The sequence below is a fragment of the Acinetobacter sp. YH12131 genome, from assembly GCF_013418635.1.
Taxonomy (GTDB): Bacteria; Pseudomonadota; Gammaproteobacteria; order Pseudomonadales; family Moraxellaceae; genus Acinetobacter; species Acinetobacter towneri.
In genome coordinates, this window is sequence record NZ_VPBQ01000021.1 from 22135 (window position 1) to 44077 (window position 21943).

The 21943-nt window shown below is 42.4% G+C and carries 18 protein-coding genes and 1 tRNA gene; 11 read left to right on the plus strand and 8 right to left on the minus strand.

The genetic code is table 11. The features are described from left to right. Nucleotides 1–528 precede the first annotated feature (528 nt). Nucleotides 529–2763: an NADP-dependent isocitrate dehydrogenase gene (locus FTU66_RS12160; protein WP_167846287.1), complete on the plus strand. Its 2235-nt coding sequence runs from the start codon at nt 529–531 to the stop codon at nt 2761–2763. Nucleotides 2764–2954: 191 nt separating this feature from the next. After that, nucleotides 2955–3257, plus strand: coding sequence for an HNH endonuclease (locus tag FTU66_RS12165; protein ID WP_167846288.1), 303 nt, complete (start codon nt 2955–2957; stop codon nt 3255–3257). Between the two features lie 270 nt (nt 3258–3527). Here FTU66_RS12165 and FTU66_RS12170 read toward each other — a convergent pair. Beyond that, nucleotides 3528–3614 (minus strand) — tRNA-Leu (locus FTU66_RS12170). 177 nt (nt 3615–3791) lie between these two features. Here FTU66_RS12170 and queA point away from each other — a divergent pair. From queA to FTU66_RS12185, 3 genes are read left to right on the plus strand one after another with little or no spacing between them, the layout of a single operon-like run. Then, nucleotides 3792–4829 carry a tRNA preQ1(34) S-adenosylmethionine ribosyltransferase-isomerase QueA gene (gene queA / locus FTU66_RS12175; protein WP_180112871.1) on the plus strand — a complete coding sequence of 346 codons (1038 nt, stop codon included), beginning with the start codon at nt 3792–3794 and terminating at the stop codon, nt 4827–4829. Between the two features lie 25 nt (nt 4830–4854). Further along, nucleotides 4855–5883: a hypothetical protein gene (locus FTU66_RS12180; protein ID WP_180112872.1), complete on the plus strand. Its 1029-nt coding sequence runs from the start codon at nt 4855–4857 to the stop codon at nt 5881–5883. Between the two features lie 22 nt (nt 5884–5905). Beyond that, the gene (locus tag FTU66_RS12185) at nt 5906–6472 is read left to right on the plus strand and encodes a LemA family protein (RefSeq protein WP_163141230.1); all 567 of its coding nucleotides are present in this window, start codon (nt 5906–5908) and stop codon (nt 6470–6472) included. An 80-nt stretch (nt 6473–6552) separates the two neighbouring features. Here the strand turns inward: FTU66_RS12185 and FTU66_RS12190 are convergent, their stop codons facing one another. Beyond that, entirely contained in the window at nt 6553–7503 is a 951-nt protein-coding gene (locus FTU66_RS12190) for a sensor domain-containing diguanylate cyclase (RefSeq protein WP_167846296.1), read from the minus strand. Between the two features lie 622 nt (nt 7504–8125). Here FTU66_RS12190 and FTU66_RS13680 point away from each other — a divergent pair. The 6 genes from FTU66_RS13680 to secF all read left to right on the plus strand — a co-directional run bounded on the left by FTU66_RS13680 (nt 8126) and on the right by secF (nt 14355). Beyond that, nucleotides 8126–8434: a hypothetical protein gene (locus tag FTU66_RS13680; RefSeq protein WP_180008994.1), complete on the plus strand. Its 309-nt coding sequence runs from the start codon at nt 8126–8128 to the stop codon at nt 8432–8434. A 74-nt stretch (nt 8435–8508) separates the two neighbouring features. Next, on the plus strand, nt 8509–9567 hold the full coding sequence (locus FTU66_RS12200) for an RNA-guided endonuclease TnpB family protein (RefSeq protein WP_167846297.1): 1059 nt from the start codon (nt 8509–8511) through the stop codon (nt 9565–9567). A 291-nt stretch (nt 9568–9858) separates the two neighbouring features. Continuing rightward, on the plus strand, nt 9859–10989 hold the full coding sequence (gene tgt / locus FTU66_RS12205; RefSeq protein ID WP_004974942.1) for a tRNA guanosine(34) transglycosylase Tgt: 1131 nt from the start codon (nt 9859–9861) through the stop codon (nt 10987–10989). Nucleotides 10990–11092: 103 nt separating this feature from the next. Beyond that, complete coding sequence (gene yajC, locus FTU66_RS12210) at nt 11093–11422, plus strand: preprotein translocase subunit YajC (RefSeq protein WP_004974939.1); 330 nt, start codon at nt 11093–11095, stop codon at nt 11420–11422. A 51-nt stretch (nt 11423–11473) separates the two neighbouring features. Then, complete coding sequence (gene secD, locus FTU66_RS12215; RefSeq protein ID WP_180062574.1) at nt 11474–13369, plus strand: protein translocase subunit SecD; 1896 nt, start codon at nt 11474–11476, stop codon at nt 13367–13369. Nucleotides 13370–13377: 8 nt separating this feature from the next. Continuing rightward, complete coding sequence (gene secF, locus FTU66_RS12220) at nt 13378–14355, plus strand: protein translocase subunit SecF (protein WP_179990724.1); 978 nt, start codon at nt 13378–13380, stop codon at nt 14353–14355. A 90-nt stretch (nt 14356–14445) separates the two neighbouring features. Here secF and FTU66_RS12225 read toward each other — a convergent pair whose 3' ends face one another. The 6 genes from FTU66_RS12225 to FTU66_RS12250 all read right to left on the minus strand — a co-directional run. Further along, a complete protein-coding gene (locus FTU66_RS12225) occupies nt 14446–15099 on the minus strand; it encodes a 4'-phosphopantetheinyl transferase superfamily protein (protein WP_180112873.1) in 654 nt (217 codons plus the stop codon). 75 nt (nt 15100–15174) lie between these two features. Next, entirely contained in the window at nt 15175–17481 is a 2307-nt protein-coding gene (locus FTU66_RS12230; RefSeq protein WP_004974935.1) for a bifunctional (p)ppGpp synthetase/guanosine-3',5'-bis(diphosphate) 3'-pyrophosphohydrolase, read from the minus strand. 29 nt (nt 17482–17510) lie between these two features. Further along, nucleotides 17511–18902: a 23S rRNA (uracil(1939)-C(5))-methyltransferase RlmD gene (gene rlmD / locus FTU66_RS12235; protein ID WP_131261992.1), complete on the minus strand. Its 1392-nt coding sequence runs from the start codon at nt 18900–18902 to the stop codon at nt 17511–17513. A 6-nt stretch (nt 18903–18908) separates the two neighbouring features. Continuing rightward, the gene (locus tag FTU66_RS12240; protein ID WP_004974933.1) at nt 18909–19784 is read right to left on the minus strand and encodes a 3'-5' exonuclease; all 876 of its coding nucleotides are present in this window, start codon (nt 19782–19784) and stop codon (nt 18909–18911) included. A gap of 35 nt (nt 19785–19819) precedes the next feature. Beyond that, nucleotides 19820–20752, minus strand: coding sequence for a cysteine synthase CysM (cysM, locus tag FTU66_RS12245; RefSeq protein WP_180112874.1), 933 nt, complete (start codon nt 20750–20752; stop codon nt 19820–19822). Between the two features lie 272 nt (nt 20753–21024). Beyond that, nucleotides 21025–21943: RNA-guided endonuclease TnpB family protein (locus FTU66_RS12250; RefSeq protein WP_180112875.1), on the minus strand; the 919-nt coding region annotated here is incomplete at its 5' end.

Here is a 21943-nt window from a genome sequence, read left to right on the forward strand (position 1 = left end):
ATCTAAACTTTTAAAATATCAATCAGGCTTTTTATCTGTAGATTTGCAGCCGTTTTTAAAGAAAATCTAAACTTCTATACAAGAATTTACATTACCTCATACTGTAAAAAAATAATGTAAAATATTGATAAATTTACAAAATAAATAAACTAAATATATCTACGTATCATTTTCATCGATTATTTATCAAACATACGACTTAAGTCGAACCCTCAACTGGTTAATTTATAATAAAATATACATATATTTTTGATGTCATATCTTCATCATACGATTTGATTAGTATTTCAACACTAAATACTCAAGGCGATTTTTAGGTTTAAATAGGCTCGTTTTTACATTAAACCGTGTCTTGATTCGCACAAATGCGACACATCATTTCGTAGCGAAATGGCGTCATCACTGTAATTACGTTGACTGAAATGCATAGAGAGTCGATACTCTCAAGGTTAAATTAGGCAAATCGGTTCGCAGGGGCTGAGTCATTATCTCGCTCCTAAAAAACTCAATCAAAGCAAGGGGCTATATATGGCTGGTGGAAAGTCAAAAATCATTTATACACTGACCGATGAGGCGCCATTGTTGGCGACCTACTCTCTACTGCCGATCATTGAGACCTTTACTAAGCCTGCTGGCATCGAGATTGTCAAGAGTGATATCTCTGTCGCAGCACGCGTACTCTCTGAATTCTCGGAATACCTAAGCGAAGAACAGAAGGTAGCCGACAACCTCGCAGAGCTTGGACGTCTCACGCAAGATCCAGATACCAATATCATCAAACTTCCGAACATCAGTGCTTCAGTTGCTCAGTTAATTGCATGTATCAAGGAATTACAAGCAAAAGGCTATGCAATTCCTGACTATCCTGAAAATGCGGATACTGAAGAAGAGAAAGCTTTACTCGCTCGTTTTGGTAAATGCTTAGGTTCAGCAGTAAACCCTGTATTACGTGAAGGTAACTCTGACCGTCGTGCACCTGCTGCAGTGAAAAACTATGCAAAAAAACACCCTCACTCTATGGGTGAATGGAAGCAATGGTCACAAACTCACGTTTCACACATGGATGAAGGTGACTTCTACCATGGCGAAAAATCAATGACGCTTGACCGCGCACGTAACGTAAAAATGGAACTCATCACTCATTCTGGTGAAACCATTGTATTGAAAGAAAAAGTAGCGTTACTTGATGGCGAAATCATCGATTCTATGTTCATGAGCAAGAAAGCGCTTTGCGACTTCTATGAAAAAGAATTGGATGATTGTAAAGAAGCAGGCATTTTGTTCTCTTTACACGTAAAAGCGACCATGATGAAAGTTTCACACCCGATTGTATTCGGTCACTGTGTGAAAATTTACTATAAAGAAGCGTTTGAAAAACACGGTAAATTGTTTGAAGAACTTGGCATTAACGTCAACAACGGTATGGCAGGTCTTTATGAAAAGATCGAAACCTTACCAACTTCTTTACGTGAAGAAATCATCGAAGATTTACACGCATGCCAAGAACACCGCCCTGCACTTGCAATGGTGGATTCTGCAAAAGGCATCACCAACTTCCACTCTCCAAACGACGTAATTGTAGATGCTTCTATGCCTGCAATGATTCGTGGTGGCGGTAAAATGTGGGGTGCTGACGGTAAACCTTACGACTGTAAAGCAGTAATGCCTGAATCTACTTTCGCGCGTATTTACCAAGAAATGATCAATTTCTGTAAGTGGAATGGTAACTTCGACCCACGTACGATGGGTACTGTGCCAAACGTAGGTTTGATGGCGCAAAAAGCTGAAGAATACGGCTCACACGACAAGACTTTTGAAGTTCCTGCTGCAGGTGTTGCAAACATCACCGACATTGACACGGGTGAAGTGTTGATGACTCAAAACGTAGAAGAAGGCGACATCTGGCGTATGTGTCAGGTGAAAGATGCACCTATTCGCGACTGGGTTAAACTTGCAGTAACACGTGCACGTAACTCTGGTATGCCAGCAATTTTCTGGTTAGACCCGTACCGTCCACACGAAAACGAAGTGATCAAGAAAGTTCAAAAATACTTAAAAGATCACGACACGACTGGTTTAGATATTCAAATCATGTCACAAGTTCGTGCGATGCGTTATACGCTTGAGCGTGTTGCGCGTGGTTTAGACACCATTTCTGTAACAGGTAACATCTTACGTGACTACCTCACTGACTTGTTCCCAATTATGGAGCTTGGTACTTCTGCGAAAATGTTATCTATCGTTCCGTTAATGGCGGGTGGTGGTATGTACGAAACTGGTGCGGGTGGTTCTGCGCCTAAACACGTACAACAACTTGTTGAAGAAAACCACTTACGTTGGGATTCATTAGGTGAGTTCCTTGCGCTTGCTGCTTCTTTAGAAGAAATGGGTATTAAAGAAGATAATACTCGTGCGAAATTACTTGCATCAACTCTTGATCAAGCGACCAGCAAATTACTTGATAACGACAAGTCTCCATCACGTCGTACTGGCGAACTGGACAACCGTGGCAGCCACTTCTACTTGGCAAAATTCTGGGCAGAAGCACTTGCTGCTCAAGACGAAGATGCTGAGTTGAAAGCGAAGTTTGCACCACTTGCACAAGCTTTAGCTGCAAACGAAGACAAAATTGTTGCTGAACTTGCGGAAGTACAAGGTAAATCGGTTGATATCGGTGGTTACTACGCAGTAGATCAAGCTAAAGTGAATGCAGTAATGCGTCCAAGCGCAACATTCAATGCTGCTCTTGATGCAGCTCAATAAGATGATGCAAAACTAACCTAAGTTAGTGATGTAAAAAACCAGCGCTTCGGCGCTGGTTTTTTTACACCCTCATTTATATAGTGTTATGACAACTATTTCATTTTATGCTTAGATCTAAATTTTATGAATGTGAGTTATCAAAGGTTAGGATTTTTCATTCAACTAGAGCCATAAAATAAGGAAAACCTAAAATGGCAAATTCGTGGGGAATACCAAAGCACATAGAAGATGCGGTCTCGGAGCGAGACCTGTGCTGTGTATATTGCGGCAAAAAGTTTGGCACTGAAAGAGCTAATAAGAAGTCTTGGGAACACATTATCAACGATATAAGAATTACAACCTTATCCAATATTGCATTGTGCTGTATTGGCTGCAATGCATCTAAAGGCAATAAAGACTTAGCAACTTGGCTCCATTCTGAGAATGCTCGAAAAAGAGGCGTCACCACTGAGACAATTGCAGATGTCATCAAAGTAGCTTTAGATAGTGAATAAAGCTTTTAAGTACTACAAGCCCTATAAGACACCCGATCAATCACATTTGATTATTGTATTGATCTAATAATTTAAGCTTAGCATCTGATTCCACCATGAGTACCAATGAAAAATCAGGTACTCATTTGGGTACTCATTTTCCAAAGTGACCACCTGAATTGTGGCTAATGGAATCATTAAGACTGGAGCTAAAAAATGGCACACCCCATTAATATACAGACAATAAAAAAGCCCCCAAGTCTTAATATGCTTGAGGGCTTTTCCTTTATATGGTCCCGAGGGTCGGACTCGAACCGACACGTCATCTCTGACAGCGGATTTTGAGTCCGCCGCGTCTACCAATTTCACCACCTCGGGTAGGTGTTGATGGGTATAATAAACTTTTTTGACAGCTTGTCAACGCAAGTTTTTTGCAATTGTTTAAAATTAAATCAGCTGTCATTTTTTTGATTTATAATCGACCAATTTCATCCATAAAACCTAAAAAAGCATATACTAGGCGCAGTTTTCCCAGTGTTCTAACTTGTTTTTATCATGCAGCTTTCTGACTTTAATTTTAATCTCCCCGATGAACTCATTGCTCGTTACCCACTAGCAAGTCGTAGCGCCTCTCGTCTGCTGCATCTTGATGCTCAAGGTCAGTATCATGACCATCAATTTACCAACCTACTGAATTTACTCGAAGCGGGCGATTTACTGGTACTTAACGATACCAAAGTCATGAAAGCGCGTCTTAAAGGTAAACGTGCCACAGGCGGTGCAGTGGAAGTCTTGGTAGAACGTCTGCAAGATCAATTTATTGCCCATTGCCATATTAAAGCCAGCAACTCACCAAAAGCAGGTGCAGAACTGTTTATTGGGCCTGATGCTGTAAAAGTGACCGTACAAGGTCGCCATGAAAACTTATTTATTGTCGAGTTTTCGCAGCCTATTTTAGACGTATTGGATGCCTACGGTCAGTTGCCGATTCCACCCTACTTTAACCGCGAAGCAGAAGCGATTGATACCGAGCGTTATCAAACCGTATTTAACGACCCAACAAAACTCGCTAGTGTTGCCGCACCCACTGCCAGCTTGCACTTTGATGAAGCCTTACTGCAACAGCTAGCAGATAAAGGCATTCAAAAAACCTTTGTGACCTTGCATGTGGGCGCAGGCACATTCCTGCCTGTACGTACCGATGATATTGCCAATCACATCATGCACAGTGAATGGTGTGAAGTTTCTGAAGCTGCCGTAGCGCTGATTCGTGAAACCAAAGCACGAGGCAACAAAGTTATTTCAGTGGGCACAACTGCCACCCGTGCCGTGGAAAGTGCTGCCCAAGCCCATGCAGGCAAACTTGCAGCGTGGTCGGGTGATACGCAAATTTTTATTTACCCAGGTTATCAGTTTAAAGTGGTGGATCGTCTAATCACCAATTTCCACTTGCCTGAATCCACCTTATTAATGTTGGTATCTGCGCTTTCAAGCCGTGAAAATGTCATGCAGGCGTATCAACATGCTGTGGCGGAACGCTATCGTTTCTTTAGCTATGGCGATGCCATGCTGATTGATCAAGCTCAGACTTAATTTTCAAACTGTAAAAGAAACCGCCATGCCGCTCAATACCGTGCAACACTCCATTCATATTCGACGCAAGAAGAATCAACGGGTATTTCGTAATATCGCGCGGTTATGGGATATTGGAAAAAAAGCACAAAGCCATCAAGATATTTTAGATGGCTTACACCCTTGGCAAGATGACATCACCCTCAAGTTTGAAAATGTTTTGCCTGTCCTGCTTGGCATTATAGGTGTGTTGTTCTGTTTATTGCTCTTGATTCAACCGAGTAATATTTGGCTGCAATTCTGCTTGCTGATTGGGTTAGGCTGTATCTTCTGGGCATTTATTACCTATGAACAAGACGACCCCATTGAAGAAGTCATCACTTTTTTAGAACAAGAAAGCATTGCACAGCGCTATCAACTGGCATGGCAGCAACCACCGCAACATCTTGCCCGAACCCTACAACCCGTTTATTTGATTGCCCATTTAAAAAGTCTGTTCCCTTTATTTAATTTGGGGAATCTGTCCAATGAAATTCGCCGCTACGCCAGTACAGTTTGGCAAGATCAACAAGGCAAGCAGCATCAGGTTTTGGTATTTGAATATCGCTATGTCAGTGAAACCCGCATTAAAGATCAAAATGGCAATGACTACAAAGTACGTGAAGTGGTGCGACATTTATCGGGCGTATTTGTCTTTGATGTGCAGCTACAAGGTTTAGCCGTTACCTCAAACAATAAAACCTTTGGTGCGCCTTATCATGTGCCGTGGCATACCAGTGACATTCGCCTGAATCAAAAACTCAACTTTTTTGGCAGTGATGCAATTCAACTGGCGCGTACGCTCAGCCCTGCAATGGTGTTAAAACTGAATGATTTTTTTCAGCATCAGCAAGGTGATTTGTTATTTCACCCTGAGCGGAACACGCTCTGTTTTTTAGGCAATCGCAACCTGTTTGAAATTTCCAGTAAAGCAAAAAATATTCAAGATATTTCCGCATTGCGTGGACACTTACGCACTTTTAAATTACCTTATTTAGAACAATTACAGACAGATTTGGTTGATTTTCTGGACTAAGAAAATCGTCTTGGGGCAAAACATGGGTATCGCAATTTTTCTTTTGGTTGTCATCGTCTTGGTGATGCTGGGCATCATGATTCGTAACAACATCGTACGCCACCACAACGCCACCATCCGCGCTTGGGCAGATGTGACCAGTTTTGAACGACAGAAGTTAAAAACGCTTGAAGAACTTGCGCCAGTGGTCGAACAATATGCAGGTATGGAAAAAGGCACTTTAGAAAAAGTGACTGAACTGCGCCAAAATATTATGAACCTAAACATCAACAATGCCGATGTCAGCCAATTACAACGTGTTGAAGCCTTGAGCAAAGAATTGATGCGCAGCTTAAATGTGGTGGTCGAAAATTACCCTGAACTCAAAGCCGACCAACTGTATTTAAAAATGATGCATGAAATTGATGAGCAGAACGAAAATGTCGGTGCTGCGATTACTATTTATAACCGCAATGTCGAGTTATTTAATAACTATATTCAGGTCTTTCCTAACAACATGATTAACACTGCAACCACAGCGAAAAAACCTGTGCGCGCCTTTCGGGACAACAGTGCAGCACAAAGTTTTGATTATCGTCCAAACTTTTAAGCCATTTAATTCTAAGCCGCTCCTTTGAAATTATTTATAAAAACAGCAAGCACGAAGCTTGCTGTTTTTTCAGATTTCGACTAAACACAAGACTGTGTCAGATACTGCACCTGATTACGTCCTTTGTTTTTTGCCAAATACAACAATTCATCGGCTGAATGCAGAAAATCGACCACATTGTGATACTGCTGATTTTGGTGATAGCTATTTACACCAATACTCACAGTAACTTGGGTCGTCTCCCCTGTCTTGGTATGTGGAATTTCCAGCGCATATACTGCCTGTCTAAAGTTTTCAGCAAGTTGTACAGCATCTGCCAATGGTGTTTCAGGCAACAGCACCACAAACTCTTCGCCACCAAAGCGAGCCACAAAGTCAGATGCACGAGCAAAGTGTTGTTTAAGCAACTGCGCCACACTAATCAAACAATGATCACCCTGTAAATGTCCATAATTGTCGTTATAAGGCTTGAAATGGTCGATGTCGATAAACAAGAGAGACAATGCATGTTGATGACGCACAGCACGTTTAAATTCGTTTTCTATACGCTCACTGAGCGCCTTTCGATTGGCAACCAAGGTCAGCGGGTCTTGTAAGCTCAAAGCCAGATTTTTGCGACTCAACGCTTCGAGTTCCAACTCCATTTGTTTACGCGCAGAAATATCAAACATAAACCCAATAATCGCCACAGTTTCGTTATTTTCACGAATCACATGCACCACATCACGAATCCAGACATAATCTCCTGTAGCGGTTAAGGCACGATAATCCGCTTCGTGGTCTGTGCCTTGATCGGACAGACTCACACACATATTCACGGTCTTGTCCCGATCTTCAGGATGCATCCGATCAATCCAATCTTGTGCAGTTTTCCAGCTGTCTTGCGTCCAACCCAGTAAAGACTCAATTTGTGGGCCAATATAGCTAAAAGCTTTGGTTTTCCAGTTAATCTGCCACGGAATTGCATTCGTGGTTTCCAAAAGTGTTTTATAGAATTGGTCTTCTTTTAGTGCACTGTTTAATTCACTCATAGCCCACCTCTATGAATTGATTTTAATTACAATTTAACAACTTAAGTGAGCTTTGACTACAATTTGTTTTGTCTTATTGACATTTTTCTCAGCTTTGACACAATCATGAGGTTGAGCAAAATATAAACAACAATTGCTCAAAACATAAATCCCAAAATAAAAAGTAAGCCGATAAAATGTTAGAACATATTCAGAACCTGAAAAACCCCTCATTCAAGAGTTTTTCCAACTCTATGAGCAATATGAACAAGACCAAATTTATGCCTGTGTACTGGTCTTTAATGAATATCTTGGGGTCGATTATTTAGCTGTTTCAAGCCAACGCAGCCTGTTTAATGAACAGGAAGATGAAGCACAATATTTATCTGAAGTAAATAAATGGAATATAGAAAAATGGCGTTATCGCACTCAAGCCAACAATTCTAGCGGTCTGCAGCAATTTAAAAATATTTTTGCAGATTATTTTAAACAGCGACATATCTATGGCAATCCTCTGCTGAATTCCAATGACACGCTGCAATACAACCATCTTGAACTTTTACTGGATATATTTCAGCAGGCTAAACAATCTTTATCGGGCGCTTATGGCTTAGATTTAAGCCAAATTCTGTTTTTTATTCATGTGCCCAAACAGGTCGATGTAGAAATCCACTCAGCGCAATTTCTAAACACTCCAAGTGCTTTGCTCGATGAATTCCTGCACAACAAAGCGCCTCAAACCACGATGGAACAATCCACCGCACAACCCAAGCTCAAACTACAACAAGTGGATAAAGACTTGCTGATTGATCTGGCACAACTTTTAGAAGTGGAACCGTATGATTATTTGAGCATTGCACATGAAGCCTATTTGCTCACATTAGAACCGAGTTTTATCACTTGGAGCGTAAAACCTCGTGGTTCAGCACGAGGATATAAGCGACTGGCGTAAGCCATACGACATGGAATGTCGTATTAAATATCTTTGTTGTTCATTACTTAAAATATTATTGTTAAAATAAGCACATGAAAACACTTAAACTCCGCATAAAAGACAAACACGCAAAGGTGCTGATTAAATTAGCATCTGAGGTGAACTTTGTTTGGAATTATGTGAATGATTTAAGTTTTAAGCACCTAAAAAGAAAAGGTGAGTTTCTATCTGCATTTGATATTGCTCAATACACCAAAGGCGCATCTAAAGAGTGTGGTTTGCACAGCCAAACCATACAGGCTGTCACCGAAGAATTAATCACACGCAGAAAGCAGTTTAAGAAAGCCAAACTCAAATGGCGTGTTAGCAACAAGAAGTCAGCAAGAAAATCACTTGGATGGATACCGTTTAAGAAAGTAGCGATCAAATACGCTGATGGATATGTTCAATATGGTAAACATCAATTCAAACTATGGGATAGCTATGGATTAAGCAAATATGCTGTTAGAACTGGTTCATTTGTTGAGGACAGCCGTGGGCGTTGGTACGTGTGCCTTGTGGTCGATTCATCGAATCAAGAAAAACCAACAGCAACCAAAGCCATAGGTATTGATCTAGGTTTAAAAGATATTGCAACCTGTTCTGATGGTACGGTTATTTCAAACCCCAAGTTCTATCGCCAATACGAAAAGAAATTAGGTATTGCTCAACGAGCAAGGAATAAAAAACGTGTACGTGCATTACACGCCAAGATTGCAAATTGCCGTAAAGACCATTTGCATAAGGCAAGTACATTACTTGTTAAAAATAATGCACTCATAATTGTAGGTGACTTAAGTGCCAAAAAGCTTGTAAAAACTAAAATGGCAAAGTCTGTTTTAGATACAGGGTTTTCAGCACTAAAAACAATGCTCAAGTATAAATGCGAGAACGCAGGGGTAATGTTTGAAGAAGTCAATGAAGCCTATACCACCCAAATCTGTTCGTGCTGCGGTGAGATCACCTCAAGTAGTCCGAGAGGTAGGACAGGTCTTGGAATAAGAGAATGGTCATGTGAGTGTGGTGTCACTCACGATAGGGACTTAAATAGTGCCATGAACATTCTTGCGCTTGGGCATAAGCGTCTAGCTGTAGGAATCACCTCCGTTTAAGGGAGGTGAGGATGTCAATGACAGTAATTTATATATTCAGCGTTTAATTCAGCACGTTGCTGCAATGGACAATCATGAACAAGGTGAAATTGCCTTACATAAAGAAATTACCCAACGTATTCAGCAATTTTACGCCATGTAAGCACAATGGATTTGAACAAAATATTTACTCGCAATTTTTACCAAGGAAAACGTATCTCAACTGGCAATTCCGTGCAGAATCTAGGAAAATATTGCACTTTTAGCATGAACAATCAGCGAACTGTTTTTTCGCCTTGATTTGGAACATATATGAAGTTTGAGAAATTAGGTCAGTCGGGGCGCGCCCGTCGTGGTCGTTTAACACTTGCTCATGGTGTGGTAGAAACCCCTGTGTTTATGCCTGTGGGGACGTATGGCACAGTCAAAGGCATGCTGCCACGCGATATTGAAGAAATTCAGGCACAGGTTATTTTAGGCAATACCTTTCATTTATATTTGCGTCCAGGGCTAGAAGTGATTCAGCAACACGGCGGTCTACATGAATTCATCAAATGGGATAAGCCTATTTTGACTGACTCTGGTGGCTTTCAGGTGTTTAGCTTAGGCGCAATGCGTAAAATTAAAGAAGAAGGTGTGACCTTCCGTTCGCCTATTGATGGCTCAAAGGTTTTTCTTTCGCCAGAAATCTCGATGGAAATTCAAAAAACCTTGAACTCTGACATCGTGATGATTTTTGACGAATGTACGCCTTATCCTGCAACACATGAAGAAGCGCAAAAATCTTTGCAATTGTCTTTACGCTGGGCAAAACGCTGTAAAACCCATCACCATGATGAACTACAAAACAGCAACGCGCTGTTCGGGATTATTCAAGGCGGTATGTACGAAGATTTACGTGTTGAATCTTTAAACGGCTTACTTGAAATTGGTTTTGATGGTTATGCCATTGGCGGTCTTTCGGTGGGTGAACCGAAAGAAGAAATGATCAAAGTCCTGGATTATTTGCCAGCTAAAATGCCAGAAGATAAACCACGTTATTTGATGGGCGTCGGCAAGCCAGAAGATATTGTGGAAGCAATTCGTCGTGGCGTCGATATGTTCGACTGCGTGATGCCAACCCGTAATGCGCGCAATGGTCATTACTTTGTAACCGATGGCTTGGTGCGTATTCGTAACAGTAAGTATCGTCATGACCAAAGCCCGCTCGATCCGCATTGTGATTGCTATACTTGCAAGAACTTTACCCGCGCTTATTTGTTTCATTTAGAAAAATGTGGCGAAATGTTGGGGTCAATGTTGGGCACTATTCATAACTTACGTTATTACCAACGCTTTACCCAAGATATTCGCAATGCCTTAGATAACGGCACTTTCGATGAATTTGTACAGGACTTTTATGCCCGTCGTGGCCTAGAAGTACCGCCTTGTCCTGAAGATTAGTCTTTTCAGTATTTGCGCTGAGTAAAAAGACAAGGTAAATTGCAGAACAAACCCAATTTATTATCAGATCACTGATCGCCAGTTTTTAGTTTAGGAAAATGAAATGAGCCTTTTTATTTCGACCGCTCACGCAGCAGGTGAAGCTGCACAACAACCAAGCCTTGTGGCTAACCTTTTAATGATTGCAGTCTTCATTGCAATTTTCTACTTCCTGATTTGGCGTCCACAATCAAAGCGTGCCAAAGAGCATCGTACACTGATTGAAAGCTTGGGCGTAGGCAGTGAAGTGGTATTCGCAGGTGGTCTTATGGGTAAAATCACGAAAATTGAAGGTGATTTTGCAGTGGTAGAGCTGAACCGTGGTGTAGAAGTAAAAGTACAACGCGCGAGTGTCATTTCAGTTCTTCCTGAAGGCACATTAAACAACCTCTAATCAAAAAGAGTCGTGCTCACGCACGACTTTTTCATTTTAAGAAGAAAATAAATGCGTTACCCAGCATGGAAATATCTGCTCATCCTCGTTGTTCTTGTGGTGAGTACATTATATGCCCTGCCTAGCTTGTATCCAGATGAACCTGCTGTTCAAATTTCAGGTGCCAAAGCTGGTACCCAAATTGATCAAAGCATCATACAAAAAGCAGAGCAAATTTTACAATCAGAAAATATTGCCAGTCATGACAACAGCTTTACCAACAATGCTGCATTGTTGCGTTTAGACACCTCAGAAGCCCAACTCAAAGCCAAAGAAGCTTTACGTCGCGGTTTAGGTGATGACTATGTCGTGGCACTGAACCTTGCGCCAACCACACCAGAATGGCTACAAAAAATTGGTGCAAAACCAATGAAACTCGGTCTGGACTTACGTGGTGGTGTGCACTTCTTATTAGAAGTGGATATGGACAAGGCCATCAGCCAGCGTATGGAAACTTCAGCCACCGATTTACGCCGTCAATTGCGTGACAACAAGCTGAAATTTAATAGCCTTTCGCTGAATAACAACACCATCACCCTACAGTTTGCCAATAATGCAGACCGTGATGCAGTGATGGATTTCTTGCGTCGTAACGGCAATGAATACACACAGCAAGCTGTAGCCACCACAGAAGGCTCTAGCTTACGTCTGAACTATACCGATGTCCGTAAACAGGAAATTCAGTCGTATGCGGTCAATCAGAACTTAACTACTTTACGTAACCGTATTAACGAGTTAGGTGTGGCTGAAGCTTTGGTACAAACTCAAGGTAGCAACCGTATTGTAGTGGAATTGCCAGGCGTACAAGATACTGCTGAAGCGAAGCGTGTACTCGGTCGTACTGCGAACCTCGAATTCCGCTTGGTGTCTGACTTAAATGATCAATATATTGATCCGTACACAGGTCAGGCTACAGGTACCGTACCACCTGGCACAGAAGCTTTTGCCTTTGAATCTTTGGACAGTGGTCGCCAGTTATTATTGAACCGCAGCCGTATTTTAACGGGTGAGCGTGTTCAAAATGCGTCAAGTGGCTTTAGCCAAGATACAGGCGGTGCAGAAGTTAACATTACCCTAGATGCTGCGGGCGGTAAGCTCATGGCAGATGCGACACGTAACGCTGTGGGTAAACGTATGGCGGTATTGTTTATTGAAAACAAACAACGTATTAGCTATGTGACCGATGAAACTGGCACACAAACTGAAGTACGCACCCCATATACCGAATCTGTCGTCATTAATGCTGCAACCATTCAGGCGGTATTGGGTTCGCAGTTCCGTATTACAGGTCTAGATTCCCCGCAAGAAGCCTCTGAATTGGCCTTAATGCTTCGTGCAGGTGCCTTGGCAGCGCCAATGTACTTTGTCGAAGAACGTGTGATTGGTCCAAGCTTGGGTCAAGAAAACATTGATAAAGGCGTATTGTCGACTCAGATTGGCTTCATTTTGGTTGCAATCTGGATGGTGGTGTTCTTCCGTCTGTTTGGTCTGATTGCCAACTTCGCTTTAGTGTTTAACTTAGCCATGATTTTAACCGTCATGTCTTGGATTGGTGCATCACTCACCTTGCCGGGTATTGCGGGTATCGTAATTACCATTGGTATGGCGGTGGATGCCAACGTCTTGATTTGTGAGCGAATACGAGAAGAAATTAAGTGGGGGGCCTCGCCCAAACAAGCCATTGTGGCGGGTTATGACCGAGCGTATAACACTATTTTCGACTCGAACTTAACCACATTCTTGGTGGCATTCATTCTGTTTGCGATTGGTACAGGTCCAATCAAAGGCTTTGCTGTGACGCTCATGATTGGTATTGTCTGCTCGATGTTTACTGCAATTACAGTGACCCGTGCAATTGTACAAATCATCTACGGCAAAAAACGTAACTTGAAAAAGTTGAGCATTTAAGGAGATCACTGATGACTGAGAATACTCAACTGCCTTCAAAAAAATATGGCCGCCCTGATGATGAGCGCGTGATTCCGTTTATGAAGATTGCTTTGCCTGCGGCATTGCTTTCTATTCTATTAACGGTTGCCAGTATCTTCTTCATTGCCACCAAAGGTTTAAACTTAGGTTTGGACTTTACTGGGGGTATTGCTGCAGAACTCAACTATAGCAATCCAGTAAAAGCCACCGATGTTTCTAACGCATTGGTCAAAGCAGGCTTTAACGACCCTGTGGTACAAACGCTTGGTTCAGACCGCGACCTAATGGTACGTATGCCTGTGCAAGAAGATGTTGAAGCAGAAGACTTAACCAAAGCAATTACTGCTGCGGTACAACTACCAAATAACACGGCAACTGTGCCAAAGGTAGATGTGGTTGGTGGTCAAGTCGGTAATGAGCTGTACGTACGTTCTGCGGGCGCTGTAGCTTTAGCGCTGTTATTGATGTTGGTATACGTCACCATTCGCTTTGAATTCAAACTGGCAATGGGTGCGGTACTGTCATTGTTCCACGATATTGTGGTGACACTGGGTATTTTTGCCATGATGCAATGGCCATTTGACCTGACTGTATTGGCAGCGTTATTGGCGATTATTGGCTTCTCACTCAACGATAACATTGTTGTATCTGACCGTATTCGTGAAAACTTCCGTAAAATCCGTGGTGCAACACCACTTGAAGTGGTAAACATTGCGCTGACAGAAACTTTACGTCGTACCATTCACACCTCTATGACCCTATTATTGGTTGTAGTCGCGATGATGCTCATGGGTGGTGATGGTCTGAAATGGTTCTCGATTGCGATGTTTGTGGGTGTCTTTGTCGGAACATATTCATCTATTTACATTGGTACAGCCTTTGCCTTATGGCGCGGTTTGAACCGTCAGGACTTCATTGTTCAAGTCAAACCTGAATTTGAAGATGAAGAGCAAGAAATTCCATAATGCATTTCTGCTAACACCAACATTCAAGCCTATCTTCGGATAGGCTTTTTTGCGCCTTAGCATTGCGATATTTGCGCTGACGTTGCGATGTTAATGCTGAATAATATGAATCTGTGGAAATTGAAAGCCTGCGCAAGATGGTGCTGCTCGCCATGCTACGGTCAACATACAATCTGATAAACGAAAGTTTTGATAGGCAAAATGCCCAATCTGTGGATGATGACAAATGCCGCCCTGTGCATTGGGATGCATACGGGTATCCAGCTCATTGAGACTTAAACGAATGCCTAAACCCGAAGCTTTTAGCACAGCTTCTTTGGTGGTCCAAACTCGAAACCAATAGTCAGCATCGTGTTCCAAATCTTGCCAGTATTGGAGTTCATTGGGATGAAACGCATGCTGTGCCAAAGCATCAAAACGTACCTTACGTTCTAAGTCTTCGACATCTATACCTAGATCTTGCACCTGTAAGCTGCTTGCCAAAGCGTAATGTTGACGGCTATGGCTATGGTTAAACTGCAATTGAGGGAATGCCGTCAAAAATGGTTTACCATGTAGGTTACGCTCAATATCGCTGTTTTGAATATCTTGTGCCAAGTATCCAGACAACAATTGATTCCGATGCCGATAAATCGCCTGTTTTTGTTGCTGAATCTGTTCATTGCGTGCAGTGCTTGGATCGGGGCTAAAAATCTGCTGAATGCGGCTAACATTCACACAAATTTTTTTAGGTGTTTTATTCATCCGCCCTTCTCCATTTTGGCTGAAATACGATAGAAAAAAACCAGCAAACATGCTGGTTTTTTAAAGCTTAGTCGCTTAGCTGCCCTGCACCAAACGACGTGCGCTGATAATCCCCGGTTGCTGCTCTAAACGTGCTAACAAACGAGAAAGTTGCGCCAAGCCTTTAACCTCAATTAACAGTTTCATATTGGCAATACCATCACTTTCAGAAATAGTATTCACCTGACGAATGTTAATTTGATCGGCAAAAATCACTTGGGTTAAGTCTTTGAGCAAACCACGGCGGTCATAGGCTTCCACCACAATTTGCACGCTTTGACCACGGGTTGGCTGCATTTCCCAATCGGCTTCTACCGCACGTTCAGGTTCGTTGCCAATCATACGCACATAGTCCGAACACGCCACTTTGTGAATACTCACACCACGGTTCAGGGTAATATACCCCGCAATCGCTTCACCATGCACAGGCTGACAGCATTGTGCGATATGCAGTTCAACGTTATCCAAACCATCAATCAAAATGCCATGTGCCGATAAGGTATGGCTGGCACGTGGGTTCAAGGTTGGCTTCAACACCAGTTCAGGTTCATCCTGATCTAAGTGCATGTGACGATTGACCTGATTAATTAAGGCATGCAGGCTAATATCACCATTCACCAAACCAATCAGAATGTCTTCACCTGTTTTGACGTTAAAGTGATTGCAATAATCATTTAAATCAATACTTTTTGGATGAATCGCCAAACGTGACAATTCTTTATTGAGCACTTCACGCCCAACTTCCAGATTTTTACTGCGGTCTTGCTGTCTAAACCAATGACGCAGCTTATCGCGCGCACGTGCTGTCTTAATATAACCTAAAGAATTCACCAACCAATCACGGTTCGGTTCACGGTCTTTTTTGGTCAAAATCTCGACCTGCTCGCCTGTTTTTAAAGTATAGGTGAGCGGCACATAGCGCTGATTGACCCGTGCGGCATAGCATTTATTGCCGACTTCGGTATGCACATGATAAGCAAAGTCCAGCACCGTTGAGCCACGTGGCAATTCTTTAATATCACCATCACGGCTGAACACATAAATTTTCTCAAAATCTTCAAACTCTTGGATTTGTTCAAAGTTTTCAGAATCATCATCTTCTTTATGTGCGCTGGCATCGTTACGTTCCTGATAATGCTCCAAAACAGAACGCAAAGAATGTAAACGATGATTAAACGAATGGTCTGTGGCTTTAGAACCTTCTTTATAATTAAAGTGTGAACATACCCCAAGCTCGGCTTCTTCGTGCATATCTAGGGTACGAATTTGCACTTCAAGCGACTTGTTTTCTGCAATTACGGCAGTATGCAATGAGCGATAACCATTGGCTTTTGGATTGGTAATGTAATCATCAAACTGGTGCGGAATATGCCGCCACAATTGATGTACGATGCCCAAAGAGTGGTAACACTCTGGAATGGTTTTCACCAAAACACGTACAGCACGAATGTCATAGAGCTGATCGAAGCTGAGGTTTTTACTCTTCATTTTTCGATAAATCGAATAAATGTGTTTCACCCGCCCGCTAATTTCGGCATGAATACCATTATTGCCCAGCTCTGTACGCAATTGCTCAATTACGTTTTGAATGTAGTTTTCACGCTCCAAACGCTTTTCATTCAGTAACGTCGCAATTTCTTTATAACGGTCTGGCGCCAAATAACGGAAGGCTAAATCTTCGAGTTCCCATTTCAGTTGGGCAATGCCTAAACGGTGTGCCAATGGCGAGTAAATGGTTAAAATTTCTCGCGCCACACGCTCCTGACGTTCTTTGGAAGCGGTTGCCAACTCACGTAATGAATAGGTACGTTCTGCCAGTTTAATTAGCACCACGCGCACATCTTCCGTCATGGAAATCAGCATTTTATAAATGCCTGTTAAATGTTCACGCTGGTTATTATTAAAATGGTCTTCTAAACGCTTATTTTTCTCAATCAGTTCAGACAACTTACCCATCGACAAGGTGCCTTTGATCAAGCCATAAACTGCTTCACCAAATTCTTCACGCACTTCATCTAACTGCATGACATTTTCACGCACGCTACGATAGAGCATGGCTGCAGACAAAGTGTCTTCATCGACATGCAAGTGCGCTAAAATATTCGCCATCTCAATACCTGTATATAAGGTATGCGATGGATGACTGACGTCTGTTTCCAGCTCTTTTTTCAGGGTGTAATTGGCAACGCGTTCTAATTGTTCAAGTGCCGCCCCATCGTAAATCCCGCGTACTCGGTCTAGCCATTCTGCTAAATCCTGTCGGGCTTGCTCGGCATGTTCTACAGTCGTTTCCTCAGACAGTTCATTTAAACGTCCAGGAAGTTGTTCACGTACTGTGACCATACCCTTCTCCTACCTCTATGTACTTCATATTATAAATCGTTTATTTGCTTTTCTTTCTCAAACAAGGCAATGGATTCGACATGCCCCGTATGCGGAAACATATCCATCACGCCTGCTTTTTTCAATTGATAGCCCTGCTTGACCAATACACCTGCATCCCTTGCGAGTGTGGCTGGATTACAAGACACATAAACGATTCTATCTGCGCCAAATTTGGGCACATAATACATCACTTCCTCTGCGCCTGAACGCGGAGGGTCAATTAATAATGCCTCAAATCCTTGATTTGCCCAAGAATGATGCGAAAAATCTTTTGTTAAATCTTGTGAATAAAACTTAACATTGTCTAAATCATTACGTTGTGCATTCTCTGCACCACGCTGCACCATTTGCTCTGAACCCTCTACAGCAACCACCTTTCCTGTTGCACCTACACAACGTGCAAGCGGCAATGAAAAGTTGCCTAATCCACAAAACAGATCAAGCACCCGATCACCTGATTTTAAGTTAAGCAAATCACATGCCAGCTTAACCATTTGTGGATTAATTGTAGAATTGACTTGGGTAAAGTCTTGGGGATGAAAGCCAAAACTCACATCAAAATCATCTAAACGATAATGCAAACGCATTGCTGCATGCGGATCATCAACCCGATGCAAACTGTCTGGACCTTCAGGCTGCAAATACAATTGCCAGTGTTTCTGTAACGCAAACTGCTGTAACTGGTTGATATCGGCTGCAGATAGTTGTTCTGTATGCCGCACCACCAAAGCAATCTCTTGATCTCCCATCGCCAATTCTATATGACCAATATGGGCCTTGCCTGTTAGACTTTGGAGTAGCTGCTTGATTCGTGTTAACGAACCAAATGCCTGATCCAACACCATACAGCGGTCAATTGAGGTCAGTTTATTGCTATTGCGCTCACGAAAACCGACCACCAATTTGTCTTGACTGGCAATATAACGCACCCCAACACGGGCTTTGCGGCGATAATCTTCACGCTGTGAACGCAAAGGCGCTAACCATTCTTCAGGCTGAATTTGCGCAAAATGTTGCAGATGCGACTGCAACACCTGTTGTTTGAGATGAATCTGCTCATCCAACTGAATATGCTGCATGCTACAACCACCGCAACTCTGATAATGTGGACATTGTGGCGTAACCCGTAATGTCGAAGGCTCACCCAGCACTTCTAGACACTCGGCTTCTTCTAAGCGTTTGTTACTATGCGTAATTTTGGCGCGTACTGTTTCACCAGGCAATGCGCCCTCTATAAAAACTGTTTTCCCCTGCTTCTCGGCTGGATGACCCGACTGAGCTGTGTAGTGTGCAATCCCGCGCCCTTCATGTGACAACGATTCCACCTGAAAGCAATATTCAGCCTGCTGCGTGGTACGGTTTTTACTGCGATGTTTCATATCAGTCTAAATATCGGAAGATGGGGAAGATTGAAAAGGCATCACGGATTCATTTGAAGGCGTGGTGACACTTTGTTCAGGAAAATCTGTACGGGTAAATTCAGTTTGCTGCGAACTGTGCTGCCACACGCTTAAAAAGTCTGCATGCTGCGGCTGAGTATGCAAATATTGAATGGTATGCTGTACCCATAAAGTATGCTCTTCAAGCAGCAATTGCCCTTTGAGCAGCAGCCAACGCAAATAAATCAACCAAGTATTTAAGACATCGCCTTCACAATAACGCGTCAGCCTTGACCATTCGCCGCTTTGCATAAATGCAGGAACATGATAGCCCGCATCTACACGTTTACCCGGAAAACCTAGCAAATACGCAATGTCATCCAACTTTTGAAAATGACGACCATTAAACATTGCCATCACATCCATTAAATCGACATGACGCTGATGGTAACGGTTTTGATAATTGTTATAGCGCTTTTGCTGATCAATCTCGCCCTGATCAAATAAACTTGGTGCAGACAGCCCGTGATACATGGCGCGGAATAAAATCACTGGCAAGTCAAACTGCGAACCGTTCCAACTGACCAAAGTCGGATGACGCTTATCAAAAATAGACAAAAACTTTTTCAGCATTGTCGCTTCGCTGTCGTGTTCACGGCTAAAGGAAAACAGCTTCATGCCGTGTTCATCAATCCACAGGCCCGAAATACATACAATTTCATGCAAAGGCAAACGCTGAAAATCGGTGCCCGCTTCTTGGCGACGCAGCTTCATTAAAGCTTGTTCAAGCTCTGCTTCGGGTAAATCGAGTTGATATAAATGCGCGCCTGACTTCAAATCGGTAACGGTTTCTATATCGAAAATCAGCACAGGTAAACGCATAAAATCTTACTCAATGGGTGATAGAAAAATGAATATCACGATTCAGTATCTTGAACAGAGAATAAACCTGTCGATAAATAACGATCACCACGGTCACAGATAATACAAACAATCACTGCATCTGGATTTTCTTCGGCAATTTTTAAAGCTGCCCATACCGCACCGCCCGATGATGTGCCTGCGCTGATGCCTTCTTTTTGCGCCAGTTTACGCATGGTTTTTTCCGCTTCAATTTGCGGAATATCAATAATACGGTCAACACGACTGCGGTCAAAAATGGTTGGTAAATATGCTTCAGGCCAACGGCGAATCCCCGCAATGCTTGAACCATCTGAAGGTTGTAAACCAATAATTTGAATCTCTGGGTTTTGTTCTTTTAAGTATTTAGACACCCCCATAATGGTGCCTGTTGTGCCCATAGAACTGACAAAGTGAGTAATTTTACCACCCGTTTGCTGCCAAATTTCAGGCCCTGTGGTCAGGTAATGTGCTTCAACATTATCTGGATTACCAAATTGGTTCAACACCAAGCCTTTGCCTTCGCGCTGCATTTGCAAAGCCAAATCACGCGCGCCTTCCATGCCTTGTGCTTTGGTCACTTCAATCAATTCTGCACCATAGGCACGCATGGCATCTTTACGTTCTTGGCTCATATTATCAGGCATGATCAGCTGCATTTTATAGCCACGCATAGCTGCAACCATCGCCAAAGCAATGCCGGTATTGCCACTGGTTGCCTCAATTAAAGTATCGCCTGGTTGAATTTCACCGCGTTTTTCTGCCTGCATAATCATGTTGTAGGCAGGACGATCTTTAACAGAACCCGCAGGGTTATTGCCTTCCAGTTTTGCCAAAACCGTTGCCTGCGTATGACTTGCCAAACGCTGTAAACGCACCAATGGGGTTTTGCCCACATAATGATCTAACAAAAATTCATTACTTTGGAAATCTGGTTGGGTATCAAGCATGCTCTGCACCAATATCAAGGTGGGCTTATTGTATGAAAATTTGCACCTTCCTGCACGTTTTTCACAGGCTTTTTATCAAAACAGCAATAGTCTGCCGACAATTTATGCATCACTTACCGCCTACACAATTCTAGGCAAGATGAACACAATTTCAGATTGTCTTTTGCGGGATGGATGCAAAAAAATGCACACCGATTGATTGCGAGATGCAGCTGAACCACTCGCACCAAACAGATGAAAACACAGTCAGGAGAATTGACATCCTCCCCCCCTTAAAAGAGGGTGATTCCTACAGCTAGACGCTTATGCCCAAGCGCAAGAATGTTTAGAGCTGAGTTTATATCTCGATCATGAACTGTACCACAGCTCATGCACTCCCATTCTCTTATTCCAAGATCTGTACTACCTTTGGGACTACTTGAGGTGATCTCACCGCAGCACGAACAGATTTGGGTGGTATAGGCTTCTTGGACTTCTTCAAACAATACGCCTGCGTTCTCGCATTTATACTTGAGCATTGTTTTTAGTGCCGAAAATCCTGTATCCAAAACAGATTTTGCCATTTTGGTTTTTACTAATTTTTTAGCACTCAAGTCACCTACAATAATCAATGCATTTTCATTCACAAGCTTGGTGCTTGCTTTATGCAAATGATCTTTTCGACTATTTGCAATCTTGGCGTGTAATGCACGAACACGCTTCTTATTCCTGGCTCTCTGAGCAATACCTAATTTCTGCTCATATTTTCGATAGAATTTTGGATTTGAAATTACAGTGCCATCAGAACAGGTGGCAATATCTTTTAAGCCTAGATCAATACCAATCGCTTTGGTTGCTGTCGATTTATCTTGCTTAGGCGATTCAACAACAAGACATACATACCAACGCCCACGGCTATCCTCTACAAATGAACCTGTTTTTAACGTGTATTTGCTTAAACAGTAGCTATCCCAAAGCTTAAATTGGTGTTTTCCATACTGGACATATCCAGTGGCATATTTGATAGCCAACTTTTTAAAGGGAACCCATCCCAAAGAGCGCCTTGCTGATTTTTTATTGCTGACACGCCATTTCAGCTTTGCCTTTTTAAATTGCTTTCTTCGGGTGACTAATTCTTCAGTTACAGCCTGAATGGTTTGACTATGTAAATTACATTCTTTGGATGTGCCTTTCGTATATTTGGCAATATCA

Bases quoted from the DNA above. Each gene is read 5' to 3' on its own strand.
- FTU66_RS12180 (WP_180112872.1), top strand. From the start codon at position 4,855: ATGCCGCTCAATACCGTGCAACACTCCATTCATATTCGACGCAAGAAG.
- FTU66_RS12190 (WP_167846296.1), bottom strand. From the start codon at position 7,503: ATGAGTGAATTAAACAGTGCACTAAAAGAAGACCAATTCTATAAAACA.
- FTU66_RS12165 (WP_167846288.1), top strand. From the start codon at position 2,955: ATGGCAAATTCGTGGGGAATACCAAAGCACATAGAAGATGCGGTCTCG.
- rlmD (WP_131261992.1), bottom strand. From the start codon at position 18,902: ATGAAACATCGCAGTAAAAACCGTACCACGCAGCAGGCTGAATATTGC.
- queA (WP_180112871.1), top strand. From the start codon at position 3,792: ATGCAGCTTTCTGACTTTAATTTTAATCTCCCCGATGAACTCATTGCT.
- secD (WP_180062574.1), top strand. From the start codon at position 11,474: ATGCGTTACCCAGCATGGAAATATCTGCTCATCCTCGTTGTTCTTGTG.
- cysM (WP_180112874.1), bottom strand. From the start codon at position 20,752: ATGCTTGATACCCAACCAGATTTCCAAAGTAATGAATTTTTGTTAGAT.
- yajC (WP_004974939.1), top strand. From the start codon at position 11,093: ATGAGCCTTTTTATTTCGACCGCTCACGCAGCAGGTGAAGCTGCACAA.
- FTU66_RS12160 (WP_167846287.1), top strand. From the start codon at position 529: ATGGCTGGTGGAAAGTCAAAAATCATTTATACACTGACCGATGAGGCG.
- tgt (WP_004974942.1), top strand. From the start codon at position 9,859: ATGAAGTTTGAGAAATTAGGTCAGTCGGGGCGCGCCCGTCGTGGTCGT.
- FTU66_RS12240 (WP_004974933.1), bottom strand. From the start codon at position 19,784: ATGCGTTTACCTGTGCTGATTTTCGATATAGAAACCGTTACCGATTTG.
- FTU66_RS12230 (WP_004974935.1), bottom strand. From the start codon at position 17,481: ATGGTCACAGTACGTGAACAACTTCCTGGACGTTTAAATGAACTGTCT.
- FTU66_RS12185 (WP_163141230.1), top strand. From the start codon at position 5,906: ATGGGTATCGCAATTTTTCTTTTGGTTGTCATCGTCTTGGTGATGCTG.
- FTU66_RS12225 (WP_180112873.1), bottom strand. From the start codon at position 15,099: ATGAATAAAACACCTAAAAAAATTTGTGTGAATGTTAGCCGCATTCAG.
- FTU66_RS12200 (WP_167846297.1), top strand. From the start codon at position 8,509: ATGAAAACACTTAAACTCCGCATAAAAGACAAACACGCAAAGGTGCTG.